This window comes from Pseudomonas sp. BIC9C (genome assembly GCF_034541995.1).
GTDB classification, from domain to species: Bacteria; Pseudomonadota; Gammaproteobacteria; order Pseudomonadales; family Pseudomonadaceae; genus Aquipseudomonas; species Aquipseudomonas fluorescens_CC.
The window spans coordinates 302,132-319,599 of the sequence record NZ_JAWDGM010000008.1; the positions used below are offsets into that span (position 1 = coordinate 302,132).

The window sequence follows — 17,468 nt, forward strand, 5'->3', positions numbered from 1 at the left end:
AACCATCAGCGTTGGCTAACAGGCTGCACGGCTGCGTCGGTTGAGTGCGAGTATTGAAGAGTCGAGCCACTTCAAATCCTAGGATTGCAATGATGCTCATATCGCTTCACCTTCTGCGTGTCTCTAGCCTGATTGCGAGATTGCGAGATTGCGAGATTGCGAGATTGCGAGGTTGCTGAGGCTCGGCTGGCTCTACTGTTTCGTAGTTGAAGGGATCTGTCGACGCTGGTATGTCACCCAGCACGGTGGACAAATACGCTCTAGACATGGCGTATCGGTCCCGATTTTCCAAGCAAGACGAGAGCATTGGGACCATGGTGTACAGCTCGCCCTTTGTAACCGGCTCTTGTCGCAATTTAGAGATCGACCCGCACGCCGTTTCTATCATACTCAGTAACCGATAATCCCTGGCCTCCCAGTCAACGGGATGATTGTTCATCCGAGCAGGTTTAGTGAAGGTATGCACTTCGGCCATGAGCCAGGCTTTGTCATTTCTGTAAAGCCAGGCGTAGAGAGAAGGCATTTTGCTCCTCAACGCCTGAACTCCCAGTTCGGAGTACAAACTATGCAGGTGTTGCCAATCCCCTCTGTGCTCATCTATCTCGCGGCCGTGCTTAGCTTCAAGAGCTAGGGCGTAAGTCGTTGGATTTGCACGCAACAGCTTATTGATCGTTGAGACAGTGATCTGAAACTCTTTACAAAGCTTCTGTTTCGAAACCCCTTTAGCCAATTTTGTTAACAGATCCTCTTTGAGCTGGCCTTTTAGTCGTTTGGGCCGGGGAGTGTTTCTGGCCGGAGCCGCGACGCTTGAAAGGGAGCTGCTCTCAACAGGTTGTCTCGATGGAGCGCATGCGACTTTCTGAGATGATATGGCCACTTCAGTTTTGTAAGCTTCCAGAAACGAATGTAAGCCATCAAATAGCCAATTAATCAGAACCAGATGCTTTAGAGGATGAATGCTTCTGCGGGGAGTACGAGTCAGCTGATTAACAAATGACTCGGTACTTTCCTCGTCTGCCGGCAATGATTCAAACAGATGAAAGCAGCGAAGTGGCTTTATGCGGTCGAAGAGTGAGTCAGGTCGGTTCCCATGGAGTACAGCAGTTCGATACGCTGCAGCTACGGTGCAAGGATCGAAGGAATTCATTCGACCGATGGACGCAAGGTCGATGACATTGGCCGCCAAGGTCAAAAAAGCCGGGCGTGACCAGTGTTCCTGGGATGAGGCTTGCTCGATCAAGAAGTCCTCGTCAGGTAGCGACCACTCAAACCGAGCCGACCACCGTCTACTTTTGGTTGATGTCATGAGCCAGGCTTGATGGCGTGGACAAATCAGCACCCCTGGATATTGGTGGGTGAGATGCCAGTAAGCTACACCGTGGGCATTCATATCCTCGTGCATACAGTACGGACATGCTTTCAACGGATGTTCGGCTCCAAAGCCACTTGATACTAGGCCAAGTCGATATTTAAGTGAATCAATGCGACTCCCTTTTATGGTTCTTATCGCGTCTTCAATTCTAACTTTATTTTGGAATGGAACAAATATTGGAAATATTGTGTGATAGAGGAGTATCGACTCTGCGCTCCCACAATACTTAAACCCAGTTTGCTCTAATGCCGCTATTCCGCAGGGAATATCATGCTTTATAAATTGTTGAGTTAGGCCCAGCACAGCATTGGATGTAGTCGAAGGGGCTAGGTTACCCATTACCAGATGCTGCCGGCTGCACAAACTGAACAGTGTTTCGTCGGGCAGCCAGTCCAGACGAGGGTACGGCGTAGCCACCCATTCTTGACCTGAAGCGGCGCTCATGGGGCCTCCAAGCCGGGCCAGAAAGGGGAGAGTATAGCGGCTGGCGCCTCGTGCTAAGGATCCATTCCGCCTAAAGCGGCGGAAGCTTATTCGCACACCGTAGATGCCATAACCGTGGGCATTTACCAGCGATATTTTTAATACGCGAGCATCTATGAATGCCGGTTTGTGGCCCTCCAAGCACCGAAAACACTGGGAAGTCAGTAAAAATCCGCCTCCAGAGGCGCAACTTTGCTGGTTTATTCTAGTTGTCAACTACCATTTTTCGACGGTACCATGCGGGATTAAGTGACGTTTAGTAAAGGCAGCACTGAAAACCGAAGATGCACGACAAACAATCGGCGCAAATTCTGCCTAATTAACGTAGCGGCAACTGCCGAAGTGCGGCTAGCTAAAACGAGAAAGTTAACCGGCCTATTACTGAGGCCTGAGGAAAACAACATGGAATCTGGATAGAAAACCCAGGAGCCAGATAGACAAAGGCCCAAGTGTGACCTTGGGCCTCTGAGGACAAGTCAGCTTTCGACACCTGACGAATCCATTGTCCATCCCCTCGTGTAGGGCGTCAAGCCCTGCTCGGCTCCGCTCATTCCGAGAAAAGTAAATTGCGCGTGGCGTAGCCATAGGCGTGCCCGTGCGCTATTGGACGGCTTATTCATCCACTGTAGGAAGGACTTTTATGTGCTGCCTGCTATGGAATGAATGGACGATGGATAACATCAGTGAATCTTCAGAAATCGTTACTCCGCATTGTAGGTCGACAAGGCCGCTTCAAATGGGGAGACAACTACTCAGCCGGAATTTATGCAGTCCCTGGTGAAGCGCCCAAGGGCTCTCGTGTTTGCCGCCTTAATAGCAGAAAACTTGGCCGAGCACTTCACCTCCTTTCTACACCTGAAAGGATATTCGCCCAACTGGCTCTTTATAATCCAGACGTTTTCGAGCTACACGAGCAGAAGATGCTCAGCCCAGTTCCAGATATTCATCCGCTTCAAGGGCATCCCTTAGCTGCAGGGCTGGACCTTTTGCCGGTGAAGGGAACGTCATTGGTGGCAGAGGAAATTGGGCTCAAACATGCTACTGCAGTTGTGACCTACAGTGATGGAGAACGCCATAGAGTTCCCCACCCATACCTGAGCGATCTGCTTCTCTATCTCAAGCCACAAGTCTCGGCCCCTTACGCTGTTAACTGGACAGTGAAGTTGAGCGCGCTGGATTTTGATGAAGTCGCTCGGGGAAGCCTGAAGAGCATGGAGAAACAGAAAGAAGATCGAGAGAAAGCTCGCTTACGACATGCATTGGAAGAGGAGTACTACCTCAGTGCAGGCATCAGGACTGTGAGGGTCTCTAGAGACATGCTGGATCAAGTGCTGGTGGGCAACTTGGATCTTCTATATGGCTACCATGATCGCGAGATCAGTCTCGAATCAAATCTTCTTGAGGACTTCTCACACGAAATCGAAGACTGTGTTACTCATGGGGCGCCAGTAGCGACCGTTGCCTTAAAGTACGGAAAGCGTTGGGGGCGGCGTGATCTTTTTCTGACGAAAATCTACAAAGACATATGGGATCGTAAGTTACCGGTTAGTTTGTTTGATCCCATTCTTATCGATCATCCATTGGTGACGGATGCACCGGATGTTCTGCAGATCTATGGCTCACTTTATGCCGGGCTGCCCGAATGATCACTGGCTCCAAGCTGAAAGCACCTGAAGGATTCAAAGGGCTAACGAAGGATGTCGAATACTATTTCCTTGCGAGTGACGGCAGGGCGAATCGGGCACGGCTGGTGTTTTTTGATGCCGATGGTACCTCCGTCCAATTGATGACTTTGTCCCGTCCAGAATTTGAGTATGCACTCACCAATGGAGATCTCGTGGAATGTGGCAGGGACGCCACTCCTCCTTGGCTCCAGGAGATTAGCGGCATTTCGATAGATCACTTGGAACGACGTCGAGTCAGACCAACGAAAAGCTATGATGAAACGGTCAACAAGCGTTACCTCGCCATAGCGGATTTGATAGACCGTGTTGAGGAGATCCTCTCAGGCGACAAGCCCGAATCGATCATCAACGCCCATGCCAAAAACCAGTCACCTCCTCAGAACGCTGGCCGGTTGCGGGTCTGGTTTTTTGCCTATCTGGTGTTCGGTCGCACGAAATGGGCGCTGATGCCCAAGTTCCACCTTAGTGGGGGTGGTGAAAGGGAGCAGTCAGCCGACGGAAAGGTATTGGGCAGGCCTCCTAAGTCGGGACGGAAATCCCGATTCCCTGCTACGGCCGAAATGCAGGCTTCTATCGTGGAAGGGTTTAACAAATACAATAATACAACCAAATCTGACGCTGAGATTTTTGGTGACGTGCTTGTGCATCAATTCGGTTGTGTTTCTTTAAAAAACTCGAAAGGGGTAACCCAGTTTTACCATCCAGAAGCAAAGCCTTTCCCTACAAGGGGGCAATATGACTTCTGTCTAGGAAAATCAATCAGCGCCAAGTCGTATAGGAAGGCACGTAGAGGCCCCAGCGGGGCTCGGGCAAAGTCCGGTTTTGTTGGAAGCTTTGCTCATCACTTGGTCAATGTAAACCAACTTGTTGAGTTTGACGGCTATAACCCCAAAGGCAAGATATCAGGTTTGCTCGAAGGAGCCGCCTTAGACTCGGCGTGTATAGTTCGAGGGGTGTGTGGCCTATCTGGAGCGGTCGTCGGCCTGGGATTCTCCGAAAGCAAAGAGAGCATGGAGGCTTATCGGATGGCCCTGTTTTCAATGGCCATTGGTAAGGTCAAATGGGCATCGTTGTTCGGCTTAACAATCACAGAAGAGGACTGGCCAACTTATGGTCTGCCACAAAACATCGTCTTCGACCGTGGGCCGGGATCTACCATGGGCGTACCGATTCGTTCACGAGAAGTCGCCCGTGGCGAAATGATGAGCTGGCTATCCAAGCTTGAGTTGACGCCTACTCACTCAGGTCAGTCGAAAGCGACCGTTGAATCGTCACATCCTCGGACCAAATCTGATAATGATCAGCCAACACATTTTCATAGCTCGCTTAATTTTGTGGAAATGTGCAAACGGCATATTTTGCAAGTTATTTACGATAACCGTTCTTCGAACGCTGAAGAAAGGATGACGCCTGAGATGTTGGAGTTAGGCTTCAGCCCCACCCCGAATAATATATATAAGTTCTACAGTAGAATTGGTTATGATTCGGGAACGGAGGTAACTTTTGACTATGCCGTTCGAGAATTCCTGACGCCTCACCCGGCGCATATCAAAAGAAGTGGGGTTTTCTTTTATGGCCGCAAGTACAATTCATCGAAGCTGATTGATACAGAGGTTTTTGACAGGATTGCGCTCAATGGCCAGATACCTGTCAAAGCTTATGTGATGACTATGTGCGTCAGACATATTTGGATCGAGCTTGAAGGTGTCTTATACGAACTCGACTTTGTGAAACCGGCGAGCGTCCATCCCAGCAGCGTCGACATTTCGCTGTCGGATCTTCAAGTGCTCAATGAGAATCGGCTGCGTGGCAACGCGCAGCTTCGTGAGGAGCAGCCAGCGATCCTTCAAGATCGCAACGCCCAATTTCTTCAAGCAACAGGCAAAGCTTGGGACAGTGGTGCTCGCAAGCTTGGGCGTCCTGTGCAGGGCGGAGCGGCCGAGCGTGACGCCGCTGATCACCGGCGGTTGATGGGGAAAGGTCATGACTAATATCTTTTCCACACGCTTTGACGGACCTGACACACTGGCTGATATCCGGCGTTTGGTTACTGTGCATCCTGAACCGGTGACCGGTCTTGAGGAGTTAAGCCCCGCATTGGCCGCTGAGCGTTTGCTTAAGGTCTTGAAGACGATCTTCCTTCCCAACCAGTTTTCTCTGGATTTCATCAAGGACTGCGTTGATCGCGCGCGCAGCTTTTCGGTCGAGAATTTCGCCACCGATCAACAATATCAGCATCGGCTGTATCACCCCCCTGGGGATGAGGCGTTCCCTATATGCCTCACCGGCCTTGCCGGCGTTGGGAAGAGCCAGACCATCAATGCGCTCACAAAAGTGATGCCTGGACCGGCACACTACACATCCGCCCATTACCATGAACCACACACTGTAGTGTCGTACTGGTATGCCAGCGCGGAGGGTAAGGCTGGCGGCAGGCAACTGCTGGCAGACTTTCTCGGCGGCGACGCGGTAGGTGTAAGAGCGAACATATCGAAGCTGCTGATTGAATGCCGGCGTCGGGTTAACCGTGATGGCGTATCACTTACGATGCTCGAAGAGATGCAGCATCACACCACTGGTCAAGGTGTAGCTCAGGTCACGGATATTCTCCTCAATATGGCCAAGCTTGGCGTCCCGATGATTTATGTGGCGAACTACAGCCTGGGTCACAAATTGCTAACAAGGAACAGTGAGGACAAGCAACGGCTTCTGTCCGAGCCTATAGTGATGCTGCCCGACGCTCCCGGTTCGAAGGCTTGGGAGGAATATGTTCTAGAATGCATTCGGGTGAGCGGAGGGCGCCTGTCTGCAGATTCTGTCGCCCTCGCGCGTGAGCTATACCGCTGTACGTTCGGTATAAAGCGTTTGACAGCTCATCTGATCAAAGCAGCTTACCTTGAAGCCCGCGCCGCCCGTCGCAATACGGTCAGTATTGAGGACGTCAACAAGGCATACCTTTCAGTCTCCTACTCAAGCAATAGGCGCGACGTCGAGGATCTATTCCTCATTAACCTTCAGAAGTGTCGACCCGGATTCAGGCCTGACCTTCGTTGTCCGTTCCCCGTACCGGTCCAATCGAACGTCTTGAATTTCACCAAGGAAGATCGTGCTGCACGGGTCAGCGAGAAGGTTTTCGTCGCAGCTCTGACAGCCGAGGAGCGCAAGAACTTTGAGGAGCTCCACCCACAAGGATCAGCCTCCAACCCGTCTTCGAAGCCCCAGCGTGAGAAGCGACCAGCGCTACCTAAGCAGACCCGTGAAGGTTTGGAGGATGCGTACAGCCGGTTGATCGACGAATCCAAAGGGTCGCCTAAGCCGCGAGGGCCTACAAAATAAGCGCTACGAAAGCAGCCGCGCGTTTTCCAGAGATGCTGCCAGGTCTAGGTCGAGGGTGATGCTTGCAACAATGCAGGCAACACTTGCGCGGCCGAGCCAATCAGCATCAGCTCGTTTGGAGCGCCCAGGCAAACGTATACTATGTTGACGTGGATGACTGTCGCGCCAGATGCCAACGCAATTTCAGGAATGTCCGCAGCAGGCCTGACGATTCCTGAAGTCCCCACGGAGATCAGGACGTCGCATTTTCTGACCTCGGCCATTGCTGCTTTCCAGGCTTCACCAGGGAGGTCCTCTCCAAACCACACGACCCCTGGACGCAGTTTTCCGTTGCAACGCGTGCACCTGGGCGGCTCAACCAATTCTCCTTCTGTAGAAGCCGTTAGTTGATCAGTCGTCAGCTCCGCTGGGTTGTTGGCGCTGATGCCGAATTGACCCAGTAGCCGAGATGTCACTGACCCAATCTGATTCCTTGCGAACTATTGCCTGTGCTGGATTTGTCCCGAGTGGAGGTGGATCAGTCTTGCGTCGGCACGTGGATCAATTCGGCATCAGCGCCAACAGCCAGCGATCACGAGGTAAACGTTGTCGCCAGACTGGCCGCTCATGACAATCCACGCCGTGGATCTGGTCGGATAGCAGCGGCGCATTACTGCGCCGCCGCCCCCTGAGAACCGGACGTGCGGGTCACCCCGCATCCGGCTCAAGCCATTCTTCAGCACCATGGTGTGGCACCGAACAACTTGACGAGGCGTTTCTGGATTCGACGGCGAGCGAAGTAAGTGGTCGACACCGGATCAAATGGACTAGGGCGTGTTAACGCTAATTGGCATCAGGTGGCATATTACGCGATACTTCGCGCATGGAAATTACACCTGAACAATTCTCGACCATTGAACATTGTTTCCCACGACAACGGGGCAATGTCAGCCTGTTAAACCTGGATGTGTTGAACGCGATTCTTTATGTCACCGAGCATGGCTGCAAGTGGCGCGGCCTGCCGAAGCGTTTTGGCAATTGGCACACTATCTACACCCGCATGAGTCGTTGGTCGACGGCGAGAGGGGACTCTCGACCGTCGTAGCGCCATTGTGCTCGCGCTCGGCGCGTCTGCCGTTTTTTACACGACAAAAACTCATCTAAATCAATTGGTTGCATGGTTGCGACAGTTTTTATTTAGTAGGTCGTGCGGCAAAAGCCCAAGAAATCGGTGCTGCGACAGTTTTTATTTCTGCTTCGCCCACCGGCTAGCCCCTATATTTGCTGGGCTCGATCCGACAGTTTTTATTTCGTAGGATCAGTAGTCTTCAGTGATCATTAGAAAATAAAATGAGCTCATTAGATTATAAAATTGAGTGAGGACTTGACCACCCATTTGCATCGGACTTGACCAGCACGTTCCGTAACCATAACCGACAGAAAACGGCCGATTCTGTTGAAAAAGTCGGTTCTTCCAGACTGCCCGCATACTGCCCGCTGAATACGCCGTTTTTGCGCGCCGCTACGCGAAATCTGAGCCCGGAATCCTCTGCTCAATGTAAAGATTTCAATCTCGAGCGCATACTTTTCTACAGTGGAAACCATGGCCGACTTTTTCAACAGAATCGGCCAAAAGCAGTCAATTGCGATCGGCTGCAAACGGTCAGCGGCACGCTGTTCGACCATGGCAGAGTTCATTTACTCGTTGAAGACCTCAGGCCCAGCAAGTTAGAGAGCTCAAATAAGATCCACACCCAAAACGTCAAAGAAAGCAGAAAATACCCAACGCTAAAACCGGTTATCAATAATCGACTCCCCGTCATCGCCTTGAACACATGATATGAAAAATGTAGTTCACTAACGGGCATCGCTTTAAACAATGGCAGTAACATTAGCACTAGCATAAACCCAACAGTCAAAACCCTTACAAGATAGCTTTTACTCTCAACAACCTGAAAAGCATGCATATGAACTCGAGTCAACGACATCACAATGGCAGCAACCCATGACAAAATAATCGCCATAGAAAAACTAACCATTATTACCAAAGGATATCTTGATCCCTCACTAAGACCCCCAGCATCCTTATATCCAATCAAGATCATCTGCTGGACCAGCAGCCACCCTTCCTCATTAGCCGTATCGGGTACAACAGCACTGACTACAACCAGCAAAAGCATCAGCAATACAATAATCAGCTTTGTCTGCCCTATACTGAAAACGGGAAAAAAACACTTGCCCTACTGCGTCCGCAACCGTCGCCAGACATAACCTAGCCTCAATCGATACCTGATCGGGAAATCAAGCATTCATGCGAGCATAGACCAAAAATCGGGTGAATTAAAAATAATTAGATGAAAAGACTATCACGCATGACGGCGCGAAGAACTGCCGCTGGCTAAATTTTAGAGTTCATTCCGAACGGGTTGCACCATTTGGCGTGTCGAGAGTTCGCATCAAAAATAAACGAGCAAACTTGCAAGAGAAACTCTACAAATGACCTATAACGGACCGGTTTCACCCGTTCGTGGAAGACAGAAAACGGCCGATTCTGTTGAAAAAGTCGGCCATGGTTTCCTCAGCAGAAAAGTACGCGTCCGAGATTGAAATCTTTACTTTCGGCAGAGGCTTCCGGACTCGGATTTCACGTAGCAGCGTGCAATAAAGGCGTTTTCACCAGCCAATGATCAGGCCGTTTGGGCGGACCGACTTTTTCAACAGAATCGGCCAAAAGCGGCCATCGAATGTCCACTTATTCAGGGGCGATTCACAAACAGGATTGGCCTGATAGGGTATGGGGACAGTCGAAACACGCATCGGTCGTCCGCACCAGCTGTATACCGGTTTGAAGAAACGCGACTATCCGGCCTGTTCAGACCCATAAAAGATCATAGTGCCACTACCTGACACCAGGTAACACCATGACCCCGAGCGCCAGGTACCGGCGCTCCACTCCCCGTTGCGCCCCCCCTCATATAGCCCCGCTCACAAAGCATTCATTTCAGCAATATCACGCACCACCTGATCTGCAGAGCGGTCGAACATCGCCTGCTCCTGCGCATCCAGAGACAACTCGATCACCCGCGCCACCCCATCCTCTGCCAGCACACAGGGGACACCCATGGCAATACCTGTTCGCCCGTACTCGCCCTCGAGAATCGCGACCGTCGGCAAAATGCGGTTTCGCCCATTGGCGATAGCATCCACCATCTGTGCAATTGCCACGCCCGGCGCATCGCAGGCGCTCCCCACCTTCTTCAAACCCAGAATCTCGCCGCCACCCTGACGTGTGCGCTCAACAATCCGCTCTATCTGCTGATTGGACAGGAAGTGAGACAGCGGCACCGAACCGACCGCACAGTATCGCATCAGCGGCACCATGCTATCGCCATGCCCTCCCAGCACCAGCGCCGTGATATCCCGAGCAGAAAACCCTGTCTCCTCGGCAATGAAACACTTCATGCGCGCTGTATCCAGTACCCCCGCCTGCCCGAACACCCTGTTGCGTCCCAGCCCACTGAGACACCAAGCCCGATAGGTCAGCACGTCGACCGGGTTCGACACCACCAACACCGTCGCCGCCGGAGCATGACGATTAATATCCAGCATGATGCTATCGAGAATTGGCAGATTGATACTCAATACATCCTGACGCGATTGACCAGGCTTGCGGGGCACACCCGCCGTAATCACCACCAGGTCAGAATCCTGGAGCAATTCGGCATTGGACCCGCCGTAAACCCTGGTATCAGAACCTGACTCAACTGCCGCCTGCCAGACGTCCAGCGCCTTGCCCTGTGCCAACTCACCCTGCACATCAATCAACATCAACTCACGACAGAACTCTTCCCGAGCGATGATCTGAGCCGCCGCCTCACCCACCATACCGGCACCCACAATTGATAACTTGTTCACCTCACACCTCCCCGCGGCTCGCGCCACCAGCAACACGCCTGTCTATACAGAGAAGTATTACCCGCTAATGCTAAAAGGCCACCCGAAGGTGGCCTGTAATTGTTTTACCTGCTTTTCGCCATTCCCATGGCGGCATTACTTTAGCCTCAGATACCCCCCATAGGCCGAGCCGTGCGGCCTTAGCGGACTGCTCCAGGTCGATCGCAGCCCTTTGCCATCGTCCGCAATGGGTCCAGGCTGTGTGAAAACGCATGCACCGTTTTGAAGTCTGCGTTGCTACGTAAAATCTGCCAGCGTTTGTTAATCAGCAGACCAACAATTTGCGTAGGATCGCGATTTTCGGTCCGCCTCTGACCGTAAACTCCGCTCTAAAACGTTTTCACACAGCCTGCGTCGAAATCGGCCCTTCCCGATGTGCGCTGCGACTGCCAAATCACGTTCAGATCAGGCAAGCCTAATGATGGGCAATATAAATCATCTCGATAGACCACAGCCAAAAGCTGCCGGTGGTGACAGGCAGAAACCGGCCGATTCTGTTGAAAAAGTCGGTTTTTCCAGACTGCCTATGCGAACTGCTGAAAACGCCTTTTTTTGCGCGTCACTATGCGAAATCTGAGCCCCGAAGCCTCTGCTCAAAGTAAAGATTTCAATCTCACGCGCGTACTTTTCTTCTGAGGCAGCCATGGCCGACTTTTTCAACAGAATCGGCCAGAAGCAGACTTCCCACTTTTCACCCCAGGCAAGGGACTACGACCGCAGTCCTGATTGTTTTTCCATTGTGCCCCGCGCTACCCTCACCGCCAGTCGAACACCGTACGCATAGGGATTTGTCGTCATGGAGCATAACTGCCTTGTACCCCCTAACCTCTTCACAGGCACCGCACTCCAGAGCCGCGTGGTGCGTCGCTTATTCATATCTGCTCTGATCCTGTTGTTGTCATGCATGGAAGCTAACGCACAACAGGTTTCTGGTGACTCGTCAGTTTCACCTTGGGCAAAGGCTGATCTTTCAGAGTTATATATGCGTGAACTGTCAAAGCATCAGTGTATGGAGAAGACGATTGCGTCGCTCAAGTCTGGATGCACCTCTGACCAGTGTTTGAAAACCCTCGCAGGTATCAGTGGAGACTGCATTACATGGGCAAAGGGTGATGCAATGGAGTTCTGCACTTCCTACAGGCAAGCGTACATTTCACGGTACTGTGCTACGAATGAACTTGACGCGCGAAGTTGTATTTTACTGCATATCGCTGAGCCCAAGGACTGCGAAAAAACGGGGCTACGGTAATGTCCACGCCAAAGCAGAACTAAAACATTAGGACTCATGGAAGGTAATATGCAGCTTGAACAAGCAAAGCAACGAGCAATTGAAATCGCAGAAGCCCTTCATGGCCGTCACATCAAGGGAGACCTGAGATCGAGGCTGTGTGCTGCGTGCTTTGCGGTCTCCCAACAGCATCACAATTCTATTCTTATCTTGCTTTCCCGGAATCCCCCACTGCAAGCAACTGCCTTTGCACTGCTTCGGCCGCTGACAGAGTCCACGATTAGAGGGCTTTGGCTGTCCCATGTTGCCAGCGACGAGCAGGTGGAGAACTATGTCCAATCCGGAACCAAGTTGGATATGGCCAGCATGATGATTTCGGTAGGCAAGGCCGCTGGCATCAACGCGCATCAAGCGATTTATAGGCACTGGCATTCGCTTTCGGCGTATACACATACCGGAGAGCACCAAGTTCAACGATGGCTCACAACCGAAAATATTGAGCCGAGCTATTCGGCGTCAGAATTGTCGGAGCTGGTGAACCTATCAGGCGTTGTTGCCGAATTGGCGTTCCAGGCCGTCCTTGCAATCTCGTCAACGAGATAACCTGGATATCTCCATATTGGAAAGCCACTGCGTTGATCCTCCAAACTACGCAAAATGTCAGACATCAAGAGCGGACAACTCCCCTCCTGTCCACTGGCTTTTGTGAACCCATTAAAATCACCGGCCCGGCGCCGGCGTTTTCGTTATCGTCACGCAGCGTACAGCTAGCCCGTCAGGCTCATTGGCCTGGCCGCTATTCACTGCGCAGAGCCGCCACCGGATGCAGGCGGGCCGCCCGCAGTGCCGGAGCCAGGCCGGCGAGAATGCCGAGCACCGCCGCCAGCAGCAGCGCCAGCAGCAGAAACAGCGGCTGCAGCGCCAAGGGCAGGCTCGGCATGGCCAGGTGCAGTAGCCCGAGCAGGAGGCCCATCAACAGCAGGCCAAGCAGACCACCGGCCAGGGACAGCAGCGTCGCTTCGGCGAGAAACAGCCCGAGCACCTGCCGCGGACTTGCACCAATCGCCCGCAACAGGCCGATTTCCGCCGTGCGCTCGCCCACAGTGGTCGTCATGATGGTGAGAATGCCGACGGCGCCGACCAACAGGGAAATGCCCCCCAAGGCACCGATGGCCAGGCTCAGGGTGCCGAGAACGCGGTTGAAGCTGCGCAGCATGTCGTCCTGGGTGGTCAGACTGAAATCCTCCACGCCGTGCCGTTCGCCGAGCACCTGGCGAATCTGCCGACTCAACGTTCGCGAAGTGGTACCGGCGCCGAACACCACATGGACTTTGACCACCCCGGTGCGGTTGAACAGGCTTTCGGCCCAATCCACCGGGATGTAGGCGATATCGTCGAGGTTGAAGCCGAGCAACTGGCCCTTCTCCGCCATCACGCCGATCACCCGGAAACGTACACCGCCGACGCGGATCAGTTCGCCTAGCGGATTGCGTGCACCGAACAGCTCGACACGCAGCTGATGGCCGAGCACCACATAGGGCGGCGAACGACCGTCACGGGGCACGGGCAGGAACTCGCCCAGGCTCAACTGCATGCGCCAGGCCTGCGCCAGCTGATGGCCGCCACCGAGAATGTCGCTGCGTCGGCTCAGTTGACCGAACTGGATATCCCCGCTGCCCGGAATGATCGGCACCGCCGCCTCGACATGCGGCAAGCGCCGCAGGGCGTCGGTGTCACTGATAGTCAGTGGCCGTACGCTGCCGAGCAGACCGCCGAGACCGCTGGTCTGGGTCTTGCCCGGGCGCACGGTGATGATCCGCGTACCAAACTGCGAGAAGTTCTCCAGCACATAGCCGCGCACGCCTTCGCCTATGGCCGTGAGCAGCGCCACGGCGGCTATCCCGATCGCTATCCCGAGCAGGGTCAGCAGGCTGCGCAAGGGTCGACAGGTCAGCGCCGAACTGGTCAGCCGGAAACCATCTTGCCAGCGCATCAGTGCGCTCCCGGCGGGCGTAGCGCCGCCACCGGCTCCAGCGCCGAGGCCCGAGCGGCCGGCAGCCAGGCGAACAGCAGCGCCGTGCCGAGTGCCAGCAGCACCGCGCTAGCCCGCGCCCACCAGGGTGCATAGAGCGGCAGATCGAACGCCAGGCGCCCCAGCCAGAGCAAGGTTTCGGCCAGAAGCAGCCCCGCCAGCGCTCCCGCCAGGGCGAGCAGCGCCGCCTCGCCGAGGAACAGCAGGCGCAGCTGCGCCGCCGTCACACCTATGGCCTTGAGCAGGCCGATCTCGGCGCTGCGCTGGCTCACCGCAATCCAGGTCACGTTCATGATCAGGATGCCTGCCACCAGCAGGCTGATCGCGGCAATCCCAGCCACCGCCAGGGTCAGCATCGCGAGTATCTCGTCGAAGGCGCTGAGCAGGCTGTCCTGGCTGATCAGGGTGACGTCTTCCTCCCCATCGTGGCGCTCCTTGAGCGCGGCGAGTATCAGCCGCTTGCTACGGTCGAGAAAGCTCGGACCACGCACCTCGACAAACACCCGCAACAACCCCTCGCGATTGAACAAGGCCTGGGCACTGGCCACCGGGATGATCAACATCTCGGCGAAATCCATCCCCAGGGATTCGCCCCGCTCACCGAGGATGCCGACCACCCGGAAGCGCCGGTCGCCGGCGCGCACCCATTCACCCAGGGCCGGGCGCGCACCGAATAGCTCGCGCCGGAGTTTGCCGCCGATCACGCAGACGGCCTCGGCTTGCTCGGGGTCCAGCGCCGGCAGGGGCTGGCCCTGGACGACCGTCAGTTGGCGAATGGCGAAGAAGTCCCGGGTGGTGCCCAGGGTCAGCACCTCACGATTGCGGTTGCCGACTATCACCTCCATCTGCCCGGCCTGCATCGGCGCGACCCGGCGGATGCCCGGCAACTGGGTGATGGCCTGGACGTCCTGCAAGGTCAACTCGTGCGGCGTCAGGCCGGTGAGCGGCGGCATGCGCCCCGTGGTTTCCTTGCGGCCCGGAAAAACGATGAGGATGTCGCGCCCGAGCAGCGAGAACTCGTTCAGGACGAAGGCCCGCGCCCCTGCGCCGAGACCGGTGAGCAGATTGACCGCAACCACCCCGATAGCGATGGCCAGCAGCAGCATCAGGCTGCGCGAGCGATGCCCACGCAAGGCGCCGAGCCAGAAGCCCAGGGCATCGGCAGCGCGCATCAGGTGAGCGCCCGCTGCGGCGCAGCACTGTGGATCCGCCCGTCACGCATGTGTAACTGGCGCTGTGCGCGGGCGCCCAGGCTGGCGTCGTGGGTCACTACTATGAGGGTCAGGCCCTCGTCGTTGAGCTCCTCCAGCAGGCTGAAGACCTCGGCGCCGGCCTGGCTATCGAGATTGCCGGTGGGCTCGTCGGCCAACAACAGCGCCGGTTGCATGACCATCGCCCGGGCGATGGCGACCCGCTGGCGCTGACCACCGGACAACTCGGCCGGGCGGTGGGCAATGCGCTCGCCCAGCCCCAGGCGCGCCACCAATTGGCTGCTGCGCTTGTGCCGTTGCGCCGTGCCGATGCCGGCGAGGACCATCGGCAACTCGATGTTTTCCAGCACCGTCAGCCGTGCGATCAGGTGGTAGGACTGGAACACGAAACCTATCAGTTGGCTGCGTAATTGGGCGCGCCGCGCCTCGCTCAGCATCGCCGTGGCCTCGCCCTGCAGCCAGTATTCGCCGGCGCTCGGCGCATCGAGCAAACCGAGGATGTTCAGCAGGGTCGACTTGCCCGAGCCCGACGGGCCCATCACCGCCACGTAGTCACCGGCGGCGATGTCCAGATCCAGGCCGTCCAGCCCCATCACCTGCTGCTCGCCCAACTGGAAGCTGCGGCTGCCGCCGCGCAGGCGGATCATTTCTCAGTCTCCGTCGCATCCACCGGGATCACCGCCACGGTGTCCTTGAGCCCTTCCTGCTCGAGGCTGGCGACTATACGCGCGTCCTCGTCCAGCCCTGCGAGTACCTCGGTCCAGCGCCAGTTGCTCAACCCGGTTTGTACCTTCACCTCGCGCAACACCCGGGCGTTCGGGTCATATCGCAGCACTCGCTGCCCTTCCAGCAGGGTCTCGGTGGGGATGCGCAAAGCACGTACGCGCTGCTCCAGGAGGATCTCGACATCGGCGCTATAGCCGGTGAGCAGGACCAGATCGGCCGGCGGCTGGTCGAAGCGCACCTCGACATCGACGGTGCGCGCCTGCTTCTCCAGTTCGCGTACATAGGGCGCGATGCGGCTGACGCGGCCGGAGAAATGCTGGCCACGGAAGGCATCAAGAGTGATCCGCACGGCGGTTCCGGGGCGAACCCGGGCAGCGTCCACCTCATCGATCGGCGCCTCGACATACAGGCAGCTGTCGTCGATCAGGTCGACCGCCGGCGGTGTGGGAATACCCGGCGGCGAAGGGGTGACGAACTCGCCGAGTTCGCCGTTGATTTCTGCGACTATGCCGGCGAATGGCGCACGCAGGGTCGTTTGCTCCAGCAGTGAACGCTGCAACTGCAGGTTGGCGTCGGCCTCGCGGATCAGCACGGCACTGGCACTGCACATCAGCTTCGCCAGGCGAGCCTTGGTCTCGGCCTGGTCGAGGCGATCGGCGGCAACCAACTTGCGGTCGGCCAACTGGCCCAGGCGATCGAGGTCGCGCCGGTCCAGATGAGCCTGCTGGCAGCGCTGTTCGCCGGCGTTGCGTTTGGCCTCCAGCCGCGCCTCGGCCTCCTGCAGTCGGGCCTGTTGCTCGTCCTGCCGCAGGCGCATGAGCACCTGACCCGCCTGGACCCGCTGGCCCTCGCCGATCAGCAACTCGGCAACCTGGCCGCCGACATTGAAGGACAGATGCGAGCGTCGACAGGACTTCAGCGTACCCGCGCGAGTATTGGCCACCAGCGTCTCCACCGGCCCCCGCTCAACTTCTAGCAGCCTGACCGGCAACGGCTGTGGTCGACTCAACCAGCCGCCCAGCACCACCAAACAGGCCAGCATCGACGAGGCAATCAATAATTTGCGCATGGACTGCACCTCCTCCCCACATGGCTTGAGCCTAGGTCAGGAGGGTAAAAGCTCAACGCGAAACGTCATTTATCCGACGATTTTCAGACGAGCGTCAGATAAATGGCGTAATGAGATTTATTTCTCTCGTAACTGCTATTCCCCAGCCATGGCAACTCAATAAGATTCCTCGCCGCGACGATGCTACGACGTCGAAATATCCCCGGAAACTGTGCCACGTTTTGCCCATACCCGAATGTCTTCAAGCGGCCGATTCTGTTGAAAAAGTGGCTCCCCTGTCAGGCCTGCGGCAAAATCTCTGCATCGGCCAGCAGGGAAGCACGCAGCATGATGGGACAGTTATCGAGTGGGCAGGAGCGGCTGTTTTACTCGTTCAACCTTGAAGATCACATC

13 protein-coding genes and 2 pseudogenes are annotated in these 17,468 nt (G+C 55.5%); 5 read left to right on the forward strand and 10 right to left on the reverse strand.

Going from position 1 to position 17,468, the window contains the following annotated elements:
• Nucleotides 1-106 precede the first annotated feature (106 nt).
• Nucleotides 107-1,816 carry a TnsD family Tn7-like transposition protein gene (locus RS887_RS29020; protein WP_322618081.1) on the reverse strand — a complete coding sequence of 570 codons (1,710 nt, stop codon included), beginning with the start codon at nt 1,814-1,816 and terminating at the stop codon, nt 107-109.
• A 722-nt stretch (nt 1,817-2,538) separates the two neighbouring features.
• Here RS887_RS29020 and RS887_RS29025 point away from each other — a divergent pair.
• The 3 genes from RS887_RS29025 to RS887_RS29035 are packed head-to-tail and all read left to right on the forward strand — an operon-like array spanning nt 2,539 to nt 6,876.
• Entirely contained in the window at nt 2,539-3,501 is a 963-nt protein-coding gene (locus tag RS887_RS29025; protein WP_322618082.1) for a hypothetical protein, read from the forward strand.
• Nucleotides 3,498-5,531 (forward strand): transposase, encoded by a 2,034-nt coding sequence (locus RS887_RS29030; RefSeq protein WP_322618083.1) that lies wholly within the window; start codon nt 3,498-3,500, stop codon nt 5,529-5,531. The genes RS887_RS29025 and RS887_RS29030 overlap by 4 nt, the downstream gene beginning before the upstream one ends.
• Complete coding sequence (locus RS887_RS29035) at nt 5,524-6,876, forward strand: transposase (protein WP_322618084.1); 1,353 nt, start codon at nt 5,524-5,526, stop codon at nt 6,874-6,876. Before RS887_RS29030 ends, RS887_RS29035 begins: the two co-directional genes overlap by 8 nt.
• A gap of 44 nt (nt 6,877-6,920) precedes the next feature.
• Here the strand turns inward: RS887_RS29035 and RS887_RS29040 are convergent.
• A pseudogene (locus RS887_RS29040) lies at nt 6,921-7,286 on the reverse strand (SIR2 family NAD-dependent protein deacylase); the annotation flags it as partial.
• 452 nt (nt 7,287-7,738) lie between these two features.
• On the opposite strand from RS887_RS29040, the pseudogene RS887_RS29045 reads away from it, so the two are divergent.
• A pseudogene (locus RS887_RS29045) lies at nt 7,739-7,930 on the forward strand (transposase); the annotation flags it as partial.
• 284 nt (nt 7,931-8,214) lie between these two features.
• On the opposite strand, the gene RS887_RS29050 reads toward RS887_RS29045, so the two are convergent.
• From RS887_RS29050 to RS887_RS29065, 4 genes are all read right to left on the reverse strand, one after another.
• The gene (locus RS887_RS29050; RefSeq protein ID WP_322618085.1) at nt 8,215-8,541 is read right to left on the reverse strand and encodes a hypothetical protein; all 327 of its coding nucleotides are present in this window, start codon (nt 8,539-8,541) and stop codon (nt 8,215-8,217) included.
• 8 nt (nt 8,542-8,549) lie between these two features.
• Nucleotides 8,550-9,035: a hypothetical protein gene (locus RS887_RS29055; RefSeq protein WP_322618086.1), complete on the reverse strand. Its 486-nt coding sequence runs from the start codon at nt 9,033-9,035 to the stop codon at nt 8,550-8,552.
• Nucleotides 9,036-9,840: 805 nt separating this feature from the next.
• On the reverse strand, nt 9,841-10,770 hold the full coding sequence (locus RS887_RS29060) for a malate dehydrogenase (RefSeq protein ID WP_322618087.1): 930 nt from the start codon (nt 10,768-10,770) through the stop codon (nt 9,841-9,843).
• A 474-nt stretch (nt 10,771-11,244) separates the two neighbouring features.
• Nucleotides 11,245-11,454 carry a hypothetical protein gene (locus RS887_RS29065; RefSeq protein WP_322618088.1) on the reverse strand — a complete coding sequence of 70 codons (210 nt, stop codon included), beginning with the start codon at nt 11,452-11,454 and terminating at the stop codon, nt 11,245-11,247.
• A gap of 652 nt (nt 11,455-12,106) precedes the next feature.
• Between RS887_RS29065 and RS887_RS29070 the strand changes: the two genes are divergently transcribed.
• On the forward strand, nt 12,107-12,640 hold the full coding sequence (locus RS887_RS29070; protein WP_322618089.1) for a DUF6988 family protein: 534 nt from the start codon (nt 12,107-12,109) through the stop codon (nt 12,638-12,640).
• A 193-nt stretch (nt 12,641-12,833) separates the two neighbouring features.
• Here the strand turns inward: RS887_RS29070 and RS887_RS29075 are convergent, their stop codons facing one another.
• Genes RS887_RS29075 through RS887_RS29090 form a run of 4 tightly spaced genes read right to left on the reverse strand, consistent with a single transcriptional unit; the run spans nt 12,834 to nt 17,075 of the window.
• Nucleotides 12,834-14,030 (reverse strand): ABC transporter permease, encoded by a 1,197-nt coding sequence (locus tag RS887_RS29075; RefSeq protein ID WP_322618090.1) that lies wholly within the window; start codon nt 14,028-14,030, stop codon nt 12,834-12,836.
• Nucleotides 14,030-15,241: an ABC transporter permease gene (locus RS887_RS29080; protein ID WP_322618091.1), complete on the reverse strand. Its 1,212-nt coding sequence runs from the start codon at nt 15,239-15,241 to the stop codon at nt 14,030-14,032. Before RS887_RS29080 ends, RS887_RS29075 begins: the two co-directional genes overlap by 1 nt.
• Nucleotides 15,241-15,927, reverse strand: coding sequence for an ABC transporter ATP-binding protein (locus tag RS887_RS29085; RefSeq protein ID WP_322618092.1), 687 nt, complete (start codon nt 15,925-15,927; stop codon nt 15,241-15,243). Before RS887_RS29085 ends, RS887_RS29080 begins: the two co-directional genes overlap by 1 nt.
• Entirely contained in the window at nt 15,924-17,075 is a 1,152-nt protein-coding gene (locus tag RS887_RS29090) for an efflux RND transporter periplasmic adaptor subunit (RefSeq protein ID WP_322618093.1), read from the reverse strand. The genes RS887_RS29085 and RS887_RS29090 overlap by 4 nt, the downstream gene beginning before the upstream one ends.
• Between the last annotated feature and the right edge of the window lie 393 nt (nt 17,076-17,468).

Excerpts from the sequence above, each read along its gene's own strand:
- RS887_RS29020 (WP_322618081.1), bottom strand. The coding sequence starts at position 1,816 with ATGAGCGCCGCTTCAGGTCAAGAATGGGTGGCTACGCCGTACCCTCGT.
- RS887_RS29030 (WP_322618083.1), top strand. The coding sequence starts at position 3,498 with ATGATCACTGGCTCCAAGCTGAAAGCACCTGAAGGATTCAAAGGGCTA.
- RS887_RS29035 (WP_322618084.1), top strand. The coding sequence starts at position 5,524 with ATGACTAATATCTTTTCCACACGCTTTGACGGACCTGACACACTGGCT.
- RS887_RS29050 (WP_322618085.1), bottom strand. The coding sequence starts at position 8,541 with ATGGTCGAACAGCGTGCCGCTGACCGTTTGCAGCCGATCGCAATTGAC.
- RS887_RS29055 (WP_322618086.1), bottom strand. The coding sequence starts at position 9,035 with ATGCTTTTGCTGGTTGTAGTCAGTGCTGTTGTACCCGATACGGCTAAT.
- RS887_RS29065 (WP_322618088.1), bottom strand. The coding sequence starts at position 11,454 with ATGGCTGCCTCAGAAGAAAAGTACGCGCGTGAGATTGAAATCTTTACT.
- RS887_RS29070 (WP_322618089.1), top strand. The coding sequence starts at position 12,107 with ATGCAGCTTGAACAAGCAAAGCAACGAGCAATTGAAATCGCAGAAGCC.
- RS887_RS29075 (WP_322618090.1), bottom strand. The coding sequence starts at position 14,030 with ATGCGCTGGCAAGATGGTTTCCGGCTGACCAGTTCGGCGCTGACCTGT.
- RS887_RS29080 (WP_322618091.1), bottom strand. The coding sequence starts at position 15,241 with ATGCGCGCTGCCGATGCCCTGGGCTTCTGGCTCGGCGCCTTGCGTGGG.
- RS887_RS29085 (WP_322618092.1), bottom strand. The coding sequence starts at position 15,927 with ATGATCCGCCTGCGCGGCGGCAGCCGCAGCTTCCAGTTGGGCGAGCAG.
- RS887_RS29090 (WP_322618093.1), bottom strand. The coding sequence starts at position 17,075 with ATGCGCAAATTATTGATTGCCTCGTCGATGCTGGCCTGTTTGGTGGTG.